15 protein-coding genes and 2 pseudogenes are annotated in these 11,153 nt (G+C 69.5%); 11 read left to right on the top strand and 6 right to left on the bottom strand.

Features of this window, described 5'->3' with window-relative positions:
* Together PMI01_RS03345 and PMI01_RS03340 are read left to right on the top strand one after the other, a co-directional pair.
* Window positions 1–253: pseudogene (locus PMI01_RS03345) on the top strand (hypothetical protein); the annotation flags it as partial.
* Window positions 254–332: 79 nt separating this feature from the next.
* Window positions 333–950 carry a superoxide dismutase gene (locus PMI01_RS03340; protein ID WP_007662945.1) on the top strand — a complete coding sequence of 206 codons (618 nt, stop codon included), beginning with the start codon at window positions 333–335 and terminating at the stop codon, window positions 948–950.
* A 12-nt stretch (window positions 951–962) separates the two neighbouring features.
* On the opposite strand, the gene PMI01_RS03335 is transcribed toward PMI01_RS03340, so the two are convergent.
* Window positions 963–1,820, bottom strand: coding sequence for a metallophosphoesterase family protein (locus PMI01_RS03335; RefSeq protein ID WP_007662941.1), 858 nt, complete (start codon window positions 1,818–1,820; stop codon window positions 963–965).
* On the bottom strand, window positions 1,817–2,665 hold the full coding sequence (locus tag PMI01_RS03330) for a diacylglycerol/lipid kinase family protein (protein ID WP_007662939.1): 849 nt from the start codon (window positions 2,663–2,665) through the stop codon (window positions 1,817–1,819). The genes PMI01_RS03335 and PMI01_RS03330 overlap by 4 nt, the downstream gene beginning before the upstream one ends.
* Before the next feature lie 133 nt (window positions 2,666–2,798).
* Between PMI01_RS03330 and PMI01_RS03325 the strand changes: the two genes are divergently transcribed.
* The 4 genes from PMI01_RS03325 (at window position 2,799) to PMI01_RS03310 (ending at window position 4,467) form a co-directional block, all read left to right on the top strand.
* Complete coding sequence (locus PMI01_RS03325; protein ID WP_007662938.1) at window positions 2,799–3,140, top strand: glycine zipper domain-containing protein; 342 nt, start codon at window positions 2,799–2,801, stop codon at window positions 3,138–3,140.
* 85 nt (window positions 3,141–3,225) lie between these two features.
* Window positions 3,226–3,690: an OmpA family protein gene (locus PMI01_RS03320; protein WP_007662937.1), complete on the top strand. Its 465-nt coding sequence runs from the start codon at window positions 3,226–3,228 to the stop codon at window positions 3,688–3,690.
* 313 nt (window positions 3,691–4,003) lie between these two features.
* A complete protein-coding gene (locus tag PMI01_RS03315; RefSeq protein ID WP_238536996.1) occupies window positions 4,004–4,213 on the top strand; it encodes a hypothetical protein in 210 nt (69 codons plus the stop codon).
* 11 nt (window positions 4,214–4,224) lie between these two features.
* Window positions 4,225–4,467, top strand: a complete 243-nt coding sequence (locus PMI01_RS03310; RefSeq protein ID WP_007662935.1) for a hypothetical protein — start codon at window positions 4,225–4,227, stop codon at window positions 4,465–4,467.
* A gap of 122 nt (window positions 4,468–4,589) precedes the next feature.
* Here the strand turns inward: PMI01_RS03310 and PMI01_RS03305 are convergent, their stop codons facing one another.
* Window positions 4,590–5,390: an anti-anti sigma factor/receiver protein PhyR gene (locus PMI01_RS03305; RefSeq protein WP_007662934.1), complete on the bottom strand. Its 801-nt coding sequence runs from the start codon at window positions 5,388–5,390 to the stop codon at window positions 4,590–4,592.
* Between the two features lie 252 nt (window positions 5,391–5,642).
* Between PMI01_RS03305 and PMI01_RS03300 the strand changes: the two genes are divergently transcribed.
* The 5 genes from PMI01_RS03300 to PMI01_RS03280 all read left to right on the top strand — a co-directional run bounded on the left by PMI01_RS03300 (window position 5,643) and on the right by PMI01_RS03280 (window position 9,659).
* Window positions 5,643–5,828 (top strand): anti-sigma T factor NepR, encoded by a 186-nt coding sequence (locus tag PMI01_RS03300; RefSeq protein WP_028040104.1) that lies wholly within the window; start codon window positions 5,643–5,645, stop codon window positions 5,826–5,828.
* A 2-nt stretch (window positions 5,829–5,830) separates the two neighbouring features.
* Window positions 5,831–6,436, top strand: a complete 606-nt coding sequence (locus PMI01_RS03295) for a sigma-70 family RNA polymerase sigma factor (RefSeq protein WP_007662933.1) — start codon at window positions 5,831–5,833, stop codon at window positions 6,434–6,436.
* Window positions 6,433–8,145 (top strand): sensor histidine kinase PhyK, encoded by a 1,713-nt coding sequence (locus tag PMI01_RS03290; RefSeq protein WP_007662932.1) that lies wholly within the window; start codon window positions 6,433–6,435, stop codon window positions 8,143–8,145. Before PMI01_RS03295 ends, PMI01_RS03290 begins: the two co-directional genes overlap by 4 nt.
* A gap of 69 nt (window positions 8,146–8,214) precedes the next feature.
* Complete coding sequence (locus tag PMI01_RS03285) at window positions 8,215–8,349, top strand: entericidin A/B family lipoprotein (protein WP_007662931.1); 135 nt, start codon at window positions 8,215–8,217, stop codon at window positions 8,347–8,349.
* 251 nt (window positions 8,350–8,600) lie between these two features.
* Entirely contained in the window at window positions 8,601–9,659 is a 1,059-nt protein-coding gene (locus PMI01_RS03280; RefSeq protein WP_007662930.1) for a hypothetical protein, read from the top strand.
* 6 nt (window positions 9,660–9,665) lie between these two features.
* On the opposite strand, the gene PMI01_RS03275 is transcribed toward PMI01_RS03280, so the two are convergent.
* The 3 genes and pseudogenes from PMI01_RS03275 to chpT all read right to left on the bottom strand — a co-directional run.
* A complete protein-coding gene (locus tag PMI01_RS03275) occupies window positions 9,666–10,490 on the bottom strand; it encodes a CheR family methyltransferase (protein ID WP_007662929.1) in 825 nt (274 codons plus the stop codon).
* The gene (locus tag PMI01_RS03270) at window positions 10,487–10,864 is read right to left on the bottom strand and encodes a response regulator (RefSeq protein WP_162136381.1); all 378 of its coding nucleotides are present in this window, start codon (window positions 10,862–10,864) and stop codon (window positions 10,487–10,489) included. Before PMI01_RS03270 ends, PMI01_RS03275 begins: the two co-directional genes overlap by 4 nt.
* A gap of 86 nt (window positions 10,865–10,950) precedes the next feature.
* Window positions 10,951–11,153 (bottom strand): annotated as a pseudogene (gene chpT / locus PMI01_RS03265) (histidine phosphotransferase ChpT); the annotation flags it as partial.

Below are 11,153 nucleotides of genomic sequence, written 5' to 3'. Positions count from 1 at the left end.
CGCGGCGGTCGCCGCCGTGATCGTCGGGATCGCCGGGCTTCTGGCGGCCCGCAAGGCCGAGGTGAAGCCGTCGCATCCGGCCGCGCCGGACGGCTTCGCCTTCGCCGAGCGGGCGATCGAGATGGTCAAGGATCGCCCGATCCTGACGATCGGCGCCGGCCTGGCGGCCGGGATCATCGCCCTACGCAATCCGGCCCTGGCCGCGATCGTCGCCAAGGCGCTGCTGGACTCCCAGAGGCCGCCGCAGCGCTAGGTCATCGTCAGGCTCTTACACCACTGGTTTTCCGCGCCCCTCCTCCCATCTTCCGGGGGCGTCTTGCTTTGGAGCGATCATGTTCAAACTCCCCGACCTGCCCTACGCCTATGAAGCCCTGGAGCCGACCGTCTCGGCCAACACGCTTCATTTCCATCATGACAAGCACCACGCGGCCTATGTGAACGCGCTGAACGGCCTGCTGCCGGAAGGCGACAAGCGCTCGCTGGAAGCGGTGATCCGCGAGGCCGGCCCGGGCAAGGTGTTCAACAACGCCGCCCAGGCCTGGAACCACGCGTTCTTCTGGGACTGCATGAGCCCCGCCAAGCAGGGCCCGGGCGCCGCGCTGTCGGCCGCCATCGCCGAGGCGTTCGGCGACCTGGCCGGCCTGAAGGAAAAGTTCGTCGCCGAGGGCGTCGGCCATTTCGGTTCGGGCTGGGTCTGGCTGGCCGTCGAGGGCGGCAAGCTGACCGTGATCTCCACCCACGACGCCGACGACACCCTGACCAAGCCGGGCGTCACCCCGCTGCTGGTCTGCGACGTCTGGGAGCACGCCTACTACCTGGATCACCAGAACAACCGGAAGGGCTTCCTGGAAGCCTGGTTCGACATCCTGCCCAACTGGTCTCTGGCCGACGCGCAGTTCGCCGCGGCCAAGGGCCAGGGCGAAGTCTGGGCCTATCCCGAGCCGGCCTGACCGGTCGCTCGGCTAAACCTTCAACGGCGCGACCTCGGTCGCGCCGTTTTCGTTTGGCCCATCCCTGGAAATACAGCGCCTGGGAACCGACCAGGTCCGCCAGGTCACGAACCGGGTCCGCTCCCAGGCCAGGGCGGTGACGCGGATGTCGACATCATCGACCTCGATGACATTGAAGCCGGCCGGCACGCCCCGCTCGCGCACCGACAGGGTGCCCGACCCCACCGCCTGGGTGCAGCCGTCCGAGAACGGATAGGGGTGGACGAACGGCGCGTGGATGTGGCCGGTCAGCACCAGGTCGGCCCCGGCCTGGGCGAAGGCCTGGGCCGCCGCCGTGCCGCCGCGCACCTTGGCGGTCATCGGCCCGCCGATCATCTCGATCAGCGGGTGGTGACAGACCACGATCTTCAGCGCGTCGGGCGCGGCCTCCCTCAGGTCGGCGCAGACCTCGCGGATCTGCCGAGGCGACACCGCGCCCTTCGACCAGTTGAGGCGAAGCTGGAAGGCGCGGGCCGTGTTCAGGGCCACCACGGTGGCGCGCGGGTCGTCCCAGTCCTGGCTCTTCCGGCGGCCAAACCGGCTCTGGTATCGACGCCAGGGCGCGACGAGCCGCCACAGGATCTCGCGCGGGCCGGCGAAGGGAATGTCATGGTTGCCCGGCGTGACCAGGCGCGGTTGGGGCAGGCGGTCGAGCCAGGCCTGTGCGGCGTCGAACTCGGCGGTCTTGCCGTCCTTGGTCAGGTCGCCGGCGGCGATCACCAGGTCCGGTCGCTCGGCGTGGATCCGTTCGACCGCCGCCTCGACGGCGGCCTTGTGCTCGCCGCCGAAGTGGATGTCCGAGACCTGGATCAGCTTGAGCGGCTTGGTCATGCGGCGGGAACCAGGGCGCGGAAGGCCTTGGGACGGAAGCGGATGCTGACCGTGTCGTCCAGGCGCGCCGGCTCCCCGTCGAGGATGGCGGGGATCCGGCCGCCGGCCCAGACCTTGCCGATGCGGCAGCGACCGACGACGACGGACGGGTCGTCGCGCCAGTTGCCGGTCACCGTGCTGACGCCCAGGCGGAAGATGTCCAAGGCGCTGGAGGGGTCGAGCGCCGCGGCCTCCAGGGCCTGTTCGTCGGCGTCCAGCTCAGCCGAGACCAGCGGGCACATCAGGCTCAGCGCCTCGGTCTTGCCCTTGGGGCGACCGTCCAGGACATAGCGGAGCCGGCCGGAGAACGCCCGGCGCAGGGCGCGCCGGGCGCGCATCAGGGCCAGGTCGGCGCGGCCGGCCCGCGCCGCCTCCCGCGCCTCGGCCCACAGGGCCGGGCTGCCGAGGATGGCGGCGACGAAGAACACCCGGCCGTTGATCTCGCCGCCGGAGATCGTCCGCGCCTGGCCGTTCTCCAGGCAGGCGGCCATGGCCTCGGGCCAGGGGACGACGCCATAGAGGGCGTGGGGCAGCATGTTCATCGTGCCGCCGGGCAGGGGCGCGATCATCGGGCCGTCGGGGCCGGCCATCTCGGCCGCGGCGCGGGCGGTGCCGTCGCCGGCCACGACCAGGACGGCGTCGGGTCGCGAGTCGATCGCGGCGCGCAGGCAGGCGTTCAGTTCGCCCTCGCTGGGGGCGTGCACCCGCCCCTCGACGCCGTGGGCCGCGAGAATGGCCTCGGCCTGGGCCGGCGCGTCCTTGCCGACCGAACCGGAGGCGATGTTGACGACGACTTCCACGCGCATGCGAGACCTCCTGAGGCGCCGACGCGCGGGAACGGCGAGACTGGCAAACGGCGGAGCTTGGCGCGGGGTTCCCGGAACCGTTGGCGCGCGCCCGTCGTTTGTTTTCAGGGACAAGCTCGAACGGAGAGCCACGATGAACAAGACCTTGATCGCCTTGCTGAGCGTCGGCGTGCTGGCCAGTGCTTGCACCGCGACCGGCAACACCGAACGCAACGCCGCGGGCGGCGCCGCCTTGGGCGCCCTGGCCGGGGCGGTGATCGGCAACAATGTCGGCGGCGGCAGCGCCAGCACCGGCGCTCTTGTCGGCGCGGCCATCGGCGGCACCGCCGGCGCTGTGAAGGGCTGTCGCGAAGACGGCGGCTGCGGCGCCACCAACGTCAATCGCCGTCAATACTATGACGAGCGGGCCGGACGGTATTACTACTATGACTCGCGTAGCGGTCGTTACTACTGGGAAGACGGCAGCCCCCGTTAAATCGGGCGCGGCCTGAAGCGCCAGAAGGGGCGGTCGACCTGTGTCGGCCGCCTTTTGCGTGCCGGGACGTCAAAGAGGGCAAGCGATGAGAAGAGTCGAACTGACGGCGATCGGTGTCGTCGTGGCCGCGGGGCTGGTCGCGGGCTGCGCCAGCAGTCCCTGGCCCAAGTCACGGTCCCAGATCGTGACGACGGCCCCGGCCTGCGAGGACTTTGCCGTGCAGATCTATTTCGAGCGCGATTCCGCCGAGGTCACCAACGAGGCGCGTTCCGTGCTCAAGAGCGCCGGGGTGCTGACCAAGGGCTGCAAGGTGGACTCGGTCCGCGTGCTGGGCCTGGCCGACGCCGTGGGCGCGTCGGACGTCAATCTCGCGCTTTCCAAGACACGGGCGACGGCGGTGACGAGCGCCCTGGCCAAGGTCGGCTTCCGCAATGTGGAGTTCGACGTGGCGGCGGCCGGCGATACCGGGTCGATCACCGGTTCGGGCGAGGCGCGGCCCTTGCGGCGACGCGCCGACGTCAAGTTCGACCTCGCCGGGCCGGCGCGCTAGCGCGACCCTGTCGGCCTTCGCAGCCAAGCCCATTGAAAAGAGGCGGCCCCTCGGGGCCGCCTCGAAAGGCTTTGAGAATGGGGGTGCGGAGGCAGCAGGCTGACTTTCGTCAGCCTCAAGTCGGGGGGGCGTCGCCGCCTCCGCAGTTCTGAAACGTCGATCTGAAAAGGCGGTTCCCGTCTGGCGATTATTTTTTCGCCCTTTCCGCGATTATTTTTTCGAGCCGCCGCGAAGCCTCGCAGGAGGGAACGCAGGCCTGAACCACACGTTGATTTCCTGAAGGCCGTTGGCCTTGAAGCTGGGGAGCAACGTCGTGGTCCGCACCTATCAAGCCGAGCATGGAGGATTGGTCTTCGAGAGCGCGCTGACGCGCCGACAGAAGACCTTGCGCAGCCGCCTGACGGCCTTGGCGGTGATCGTCGCGGTGGCGGTGTCGGCGGGGCTTCTCCAGCATTTCAACGACAGCCCCGCTCCGAGCGGCTCGGCGGCGCAGAGCTCGGGAGTCTATTCCGCCGCGCGATAAGGAGGCTTTCCATGCCTGCCGATCTTGAGCATCACGGTCCTGTCCTGAACGCCACCCGCGCTCGCCAAGGGCGCTGGGGCAAGCACGTCTTCTGGGTGCTGATCGTTTCGACCGTCCTGGCCGCCATCGCGCTGTTCGGCGCCTGGAGCATGCGTTCGGGCGACCTGGCCAGCGTCGAGCGTAACAACGGCGCCAAGACCACGCAGGAAGCCGAGCGCTATTCCACGCCACAGGCGCCGGTGAAGCAGAACTAGTCGCCCGCCGGCCGATCCCCGACGGCGACGGACAGGGTGACGGACAGGGCGCGCATGAAGAAGGCCCCGGCGCGTCGCCGGGGCCTTGATCGTTCCATCTCCTGAAGGCTGGGCCCGAAGGCTCAGGCCGCCTTCTGGGTCCGGCGCGGGTGGAAGAACAGCGCCTGGCCGATCGCCGCCTTCACCGTTTCCGGCTGGAAAGGCTTGGTGATCAGGAAGGTGGGTTCGGGCCGCTCGCCGGTCAGCAGGCGCTCGGGGAAGGCGGTGATGAAGATCACCGGCACGTCCAGGCGCGCCAGGATGTCCTTCACCGCGTCGATGCCCGACGAGCCGTCGGCCAGCTGGATGTCGGCCAGGACCAGGCCCGGCGTGCGCCGGCTCACCGCTTCCACCGCCTCGCCGCGGGTGGCGGCGATGTCGATGACGTCGTGACCGAGTTCTCGCACCAAAGCCTCGATATCGGCGGCGATCACCGGTTCGTCCTCGATGATCAGGACGTCGGTGGCCAGTTCGGCGTCGATCTCGCTCTGGGCCTCGGAGATCAGGCGTTCGACCTCGGTGAAGTCGCAGTCGAGAATCTGCGAGGCTTCGGTCGGGGTGAAGCCTTCGAGGGCCGTCAGCAGGAAGGCCTGCCGCGAGCGCGGGGCGATCCGCATCAGGCGCTGCGAGGCGTCGTCCGCCAGGCTGGAGGCGTCGTCGCGACGCGCTTCGAGCTGGGCGCCCGAAGACAGCCAGATGGCGTGGAAGACGCGGTACAGCGCGACCCGCGGCGACAGGTTGACGTCCAGCGACCGCTCGCCGGCCGCCAGGGCCTCGAGCGCGACGCGCACATAGTGATCACCGGTCGTCTGGTCGCCGGTCAGAGCGCGAGCGTAGCGACGAACATAAGGCAAGTGCGGCGCTAGCCGGGCAAGAAGACTCATGACCCCTCCCGTTGAGTGTTTCGAAAAAAAGCGCGCGGCGCGGCTAAGCTGCGCTGTTCGCCCGTCGGTGCATAAACGCGGCCGGCCCCTGGCGGTTCCATGGCGCGCTTCTCTAGTGGTTCCATAGACGCGCCATTTTTGCCATCATTATGCCCAAGCTTGTGGAACCCCATACGGAATTCAACGTTGTCATCCGGCGTACACACATTCGGCCAAAGGGGGCGGACGTCGCGATTTATCGGCGTCGAGGACATGATCGAACACGTACCCATGGAAGATCACCGCAAAGGGGCGGCCGCGCTCGATGAAGCTCGGCTCCGTCAACAGGCTATTGGCGTCAAGCTTCGTCAGATGTTCGACGAGGTCGTGAATGAACCGGTGCCGGACGAATTCCTCGATATCCTGCGCAAGGCGGAAACGCCTTCGGGAGAGCGGTAAGCATGACGGAAGCGCAAGTCGGCCGGTCGCCCTTCGATCCGGTCCGTGACGTGGCCTTCAAGAAGGAGCTCGTCACGCTCATCCCGCATCTGCGCGCCTTCGCTCGAACCCTGACCGGCGACCCGACGGCCGCCGACGACCTGGCCCAGGACGCCATGATGAAGGCCTGGGACGCTCGCGCCAGCTTCCAGCTCGGCACCAACATGAAGGCCTGGACCTTCATGATCCTGCGCAACCAATTCTATTCCGAGAAGCGCCGGTCCTGGCGCCAGAGCCAGCTCGACCAGGAAGCGGCCGAACGCACCCTGGTGGCGGTCGATGATCCCGAGGCCCCGGTGGCCCTGGACGAGCTTCGCCTGAGCCTGGCCATGCTGCCGCCGGAGCAGCGCGAAGCGCTGATCCTGGTCGGCGCCGGCGGCTTCGCCTACGAGGAGGCGGCCGAGATCTGCGGCTGCGCCGTGGGGACGGTGAAAAGCCGGGTCAGCCGGGCGCGGCGAGCCCTGCAGGCCATCCTCGAAGCCGGCGCCTATGACCGCGACGGCGCCGCCGCCGGCGACGCCATGTACGCCATCTTGGCCGACGCGGAGAGACTGAGCACCCTGCGGTGAAGTCCCTTCTGGGCCGAGGGGCCGGCGCGGCCGGGTCCATTCGGGTCCGGTTGGCCGGCGCGCTGTTCATCGCGCTTCTGCCCGTCCTGATCCTCGGTGTCCTGCAATCGGTCTTCGCCTTCAAGGCGGAGGCCGATTCGCGTCGTCAGAGCCTGGAGCTGGCGGCGGGTCGCAGCGCGGCCATCGCCCGGGCCCGGATCGAGGCGGCCGGCGTCCTTCTCCAGACGCTCGGGCCGGGGTCCGTGGGTCTCCAGTGCGCCCAGCGTCTCGATACCGTCAAACGTCGCCTGCCGGGCTACGCCAACCTGATCCGTTTCGACGCCTATGGGCGGGTGTCCTGCGCCGCCGCGACCACCCCGCCGGACGCGGTGCGCTCGGGCCGTAGCTGGTTCCAGGACCTGGCGGCCGGCTCGCACATGGTGGTGGCCAGCGTGCCCGGCGCGACCTACGCCACCGAGCCGTCGGTCCTGACCGCCGTCCGGGCCGAGGACGGGAGCGGCAAGTTCAACGGCGCGATGGCCGCGGTGCTGACCCTTTCGTCGCTCAAGCCCGAGACCGCCAACCGCTACCTGCCCGGCGGCGCCGAGGTCGCCCTGGCCGATTCCGAGGGCCGGGTGTTCGCCGCCACCGACATCCGGGCGTTCGGCGCGCCGCCGACGGCCTGGCGCGAGCGGGCGGCCAAGAGCGGGTCGGCCCTGTGGTCGGGCCCCGACGCCGACCAGCGCCATCGCGATTTCTCCGCCGCCCCGCTGGTGGGTGAGGAGGTGTTCGTCATCCTGTCGGCCAAGGCCCCGGGCCTGGCCTCGTGGGCGTGGCTGAACCCGATGCTTCGGCTGCTCGCGCCGCTGCTGGCCTTCATCCTGGCCCTGGCGGCGGTGCTCTACGCCACCGAGCAGGCGGTGATCCGCTGGATCGTCTATCTGCGCCGGGTCGCGGCCATCTATGCCCGGGGCCGCTTCACCGTGCGGCCGCTGCAGGCCGAGCGCGCGCCGCCGGAAATCCGCGAACTGGCCGCCACCCTCGACGACATGGCCGCCGCCATCGTCGCCCGCGACGCATCCTTGCGCGACAGCCTGGGCGAGAAGGACGCGCTGATGCGCGAGATCCATCACCGGGTGAAGAACAACCTGCAGATCATTTCCTCGCTGCTCAACATGCAGCAGCGGGCCCTGACCGATCCAGCCGCCCGCACCGCCCTCAACGACACCCGCCAGCGGATCACCGCCCTGGCTCAGATCTACCGCGCCCTCTACCAGGGTCCTGACCTCAAGCGGGTCGACCTGCGGCCGTTCCTCGAGGAGCTGACCGCCCTGCTGCTGGCCGGCGACTCGATGGGCGGCGGGGCGGTCCGCACCGAGGTCCACGCCGATCCGCTGGTCATCGATCCCGATCGCCTGGCCCCGCTGGCCCTGTTCGCCGTCGAAGCCATCACCAACGCCCAGAAGCACGCCCTGGCCGAGCGGGGCGGGGTGTTGACCGTCGACTTCTTCGTGCGCGGCGAGGAAGCCGAGCTGGCGATCGGCGACGACGGTCCCGGCGCGCCCAAGGGGCCCGTCGAGGGGGTCGGGCGCACCCTGATGACCGCCTTCGCCCGTCAGTTGCGCGGCAAGCTGCTGTTCGAGCAGTCTCCGGCCGGCGGCCTGCTGGTGCGGCTGGTGTTCCCCACCCCGCTGGTGCCCCCGGCCGAAGCCGCGCCAACCGGAACTTAGCCAGGCCGCTCACGTTCTGAAGGGGCAACCCTTTCAGACGCCCGTCGGGGCGAACAGTGGAGAACATCCATGCGCAAGCTCATCCTCCTGGCCGCGATCGCCGCCAGTCTCGCCGTCGCCGCCTGCAACACCGTCGAAGGCGCCGGCAAGGACATGTCTTCGGCCGGCAAGGCCGTCACCGACACCGCCAAGGACGCCAAGTAGCTTCCCGACCAATCCTTCAGATTCAGCCCGTCGGTCTCGGGACTGGCGGGCTTCTTCACGCCTTTCGACCGTCAGATGTATTTCAGAAATGCAAGCTAGCGACGAATCTGAAGGCTAGAGCTCTGTTTCGTGACCGTATGTCTCGTGGCTGACAGGCGTGTCACAAAGACCGCCGAAATTTCGACATCGACGATATCGAGCCGTCAAGCTGGCCATCCAGCTTGTGGGACCGCTCACAGGTTTGGTCCCCATTGCAGCCCTCCGAACGTCCGCCCGTCTTCATCCACAGCGGCTGGCGCTGTTCCAGCACCTATCTCTGGAGCCGGTTCCGCGCCGTCCGCGACGTCCTGGCCTATTACGAGCCCTGGCACGAACAACTGGCGCGGCTGACGCCCGAATGGATCGAACGCGAACGGCCAGCCACCAGCGGCCTGCGCCATCCGGACGAAGGCGCGCCCTATCTGGCGGAGTTCACCGACCTGATGCGGCCGGAGAGCGGCGTGGCCGGCTATCACCAGCGCTTCGCCCTGGACAATTTCTTCCTCGACGAGGCCGCCGAGGACCCCGAGCAGGTCGCCTATCTCGACAGCCTGATCGCCGCGGCCCGGTCCAAGGGGCGCACGCCGGTGCTGGCCTGTTGCCGCACCCTGGGCCGGATCGGCTGGCTGCGCCGGCGGTTCGACGGGGCGCACATCGTGCTGATCCGTGACCCGGTGCAGCAGTGGCGCTCGTTCCACTCGCTGCGCAAACGCCCCCGGCCGACCTATTTCGAGCTCTGCCAGTACGTGATCCTGTCCGAGGCGCCGTCCGGGGCCGGCGGGGCCAGGCGGCTGGGGCTGACGGCGGGGCGGGGCGCGCTGATCGAGCGGATCACGGCGGTGCGGCGGCGGTTCAAGCGCGCCCCGGCTCGCGTGTCCTTCGCCGCCTTCATCGCCGTCTACATGCTGTCCTATCTGGCGGCCCTGCCGCAGGCCGACCTGGTGATCGATGTCGACCGGCTGGGCGCCGATCCGGACTACGCCCGGACCAAGGCGCGGCGGATCGCCGAGCTGACGGGCGTCGTGGTCGACTTCAGCGACTGCCGGCCGCTCGCGCCGCACCCGGACCGGGTGCGAATCGCCTATCGCAAGGAGGCGGTGGCCATGGTCGATGCGCTGGGCCTTCGGCCCGACCTCACCGCCTCCGGCCCGGCCGAGATTCTCTACGCCAAGCTGGCGGCGGCCCTTCCCGAATCGCCGGCCCGGCCGTCGTTGTGGAAGTGGCTGCTGGGCCAGGCAGGGAGTGGCGCGCCGGCCGGGGCGGAAGCCTAGGAATCGTCAGGCCGCGGCGCGGAAGCTGGGGTCGCGGCTGAACAGGCCCAGGCGATCGGCCAGCGGTCGCACGGCGCCGGTCAGTTCGCCCAGGCTCTCGCCCGCCCCGAGCAGCAGCACGCCGTCGTCTTCCAGGCGGGCGGCCAGGCTCTCGACGACCCGGGGACGCACGGCGGGGTCCAGGCCCGGCAGGACGTTGCGCAGCAGGATGGCGTCGAACTTGCCCATCGGCGACAGGTCGGCCATCAGGTTGATGCGCCGCCAGCGCACGGCCTGGCGAATGCGCGGGCTGATCGCCCACATCTCGTCCTGGTTCTCGAAATGCTTGACCAGCGAGCGGATCGGCAAGCCGCGCTGCACCTCGAACTGGGTGTAGAGGCCGCTCTGGGCCTTCTCCAGGCAACGTTCCGACAGGTCGGAGCCGAAGAACTCGAACTGGGCGCCGGGCTCGATGTCGCGCGCCTCGGAGGCGGTCATTGCCAGGGAATAGACCTCCTGGCCGGTCGAGCAGGCGGCGCTCCAGATGCGGATCGGACGGTCGCGGCGCCGCGACAACGCCGGCAGCAGCTCGTCGCGCAGATGGGCGAACACCTCGCGGTCCCGGAAGAACGCGGTTTCGTTGAGGGTCAGGGCCTCGACGACGGCCCAGATCAGCCGGTCGTCGCGCTTGGCGCGCAGGGCCGCGACCATGGCCTCGATGGACTCGAAGCCCTCGCGCCGGGCCAGGGGGTTGAGCCGGCTCTCGACCAGATAGGCCTTGTCGCTCTCGATCCGCAGACCGGCGCGGTTGCGGGCCAGGGCGGCTAGCAGGTCCATGTCGTCGGGGGTCACAGCAGGCCCGCCTCGGCGAACTTCGCCGCGATGATGTCGCCGTCGAACGGCTTCATGATGTACTCGTTGGCCCCGGTGTCGAGGGCCAGTCGGATGTGCTCGATGTCGTTCTCGACCGTGCAGAACACCACGATCGGCGCGTCGCCGCCCGGCTCCTGGCGTAGATGGCGCAGGAACTCGATCCCGTTCATCACCGGCATGTTCCAGTCCAGGAGCACGGCGTCGGGCATGGCCGCCCGGCACCAGGCCAGGGCTTCCACGCCGTCGGCGGCCTCGGCGATCTCGAAGCCGATGTCCTCCAGGACGCGCCGGGCGACTTTGCGGATCACCCGGCTGTCGTCGACGACGAGACAGGTCTTCACGGCACGCTCCACTTCAACAGCCCCCAGCTTGCCGCCTGGGGGTTAAGGAGCGGTGACGTTCGGCGCCTGGTCGCGTGCTTTATCGCCGCAGCGAGCTTTTAGGCGGGCACCCAGGCGGCGAGGCTGACATGGTCGTCGGCCAGGGCGACGGCGGTCTGGCCGCCGGCCGCGCGGACCAGGGCGTGCAGATAGGCCGCCTGCACCCAGGGGCCGCCCAGGCCTTCGCTCAGCGCCTCGCCCTTCAGGCCGGCCAGCACTTCGGGGCGGAGGCGGGCGCGGGGACCCGCCGAATCGGCGGGGG

This window comes from Caulobacter sp. AP07, from assembly GCF_000281955.1.
In the GTDB taxonomy this organism is placed as follows: domain Bacteria; phylum Pseudomonadota; class Alphaproteobacteria; order Caulobacterales; family Caulobacteraceae; genus Caulobacter.
The sequence above is the reverse complement of the archived record's forward strand: the minus strand, read 5'-3'. Positions and strand labels throughout refer to the sequence as shown.

Coding starts and splice junctions, on each gene's coding strand:
- PMI01_RS03340 (WP_007662945.1), top strand. CDS start 333: ATGTTCAAACTCCCCGACCTGCCCTACGCCTATGAAGCCCTGGAGCCG.
- PMI01_RS03335 (WP_007662941.1), bottom strand. CDS start 1,820: ATGACCAAGCCGCTCAAGCTGATCCAGGTCTCGGACATCCACTTCGGC.
- PMI01_RS03330 (WP_007662939.1), bottom strand. CDS start 2,665: ATGCGCGTGGAAGTCGTCGTCAACATCGCCTCCGGTTCGGTCGGCAAG.
- PMI01_RS03325 (WP_007662938.1), top strand. CDS start 2,799: ATGAACAAGACCTTGATCGCCTTGCTGAGCGTCGGCGTGCTGGCCAGT.
- PMI01_RS03320 (WP_007662937.1), top strand. CDS start 3,226: ATGAGAAGAGTCGAACTGACGGCGATCGGTGTCGTCGTGGCCGCGGGG.
- PMI01_RS03310 (WP_007662935.1), top strand. CDS start 4,225: ATGCCTGCCGATCTTGAGCATCACGGTCCTGTCCTGAACGCCACCCGC.
- PMI01_RS03305 (WP_007662934.1), bottom strand. CDS start 5,390: ATGAGTCTTCTTGCCCGGCTAGCGCCGCACTTGCCTTATGTTCGTCGC.
- PMI01_RS03300 (WP_028040104.1), top strand. CDS start 5,643: ATGATCGAACACGTACCCATGGAAGATCACCGCAAAGGGGCGGCCGCG.
- PMI01_RS03295 (WP_007662933.1), top strand. CDS start 5,831: ATGACGGAAGCGCAAGTCGGCCGGTCGCCCTTCGATCCGGTCCGTGAC.
- PMI01_RS03285 (WP_007662931.1), top strand. CDS start 8,215: ATGCGCAAGCTCATCCTCCTGGCCGCGATCGCCGCCAGTCTCGCCGTC.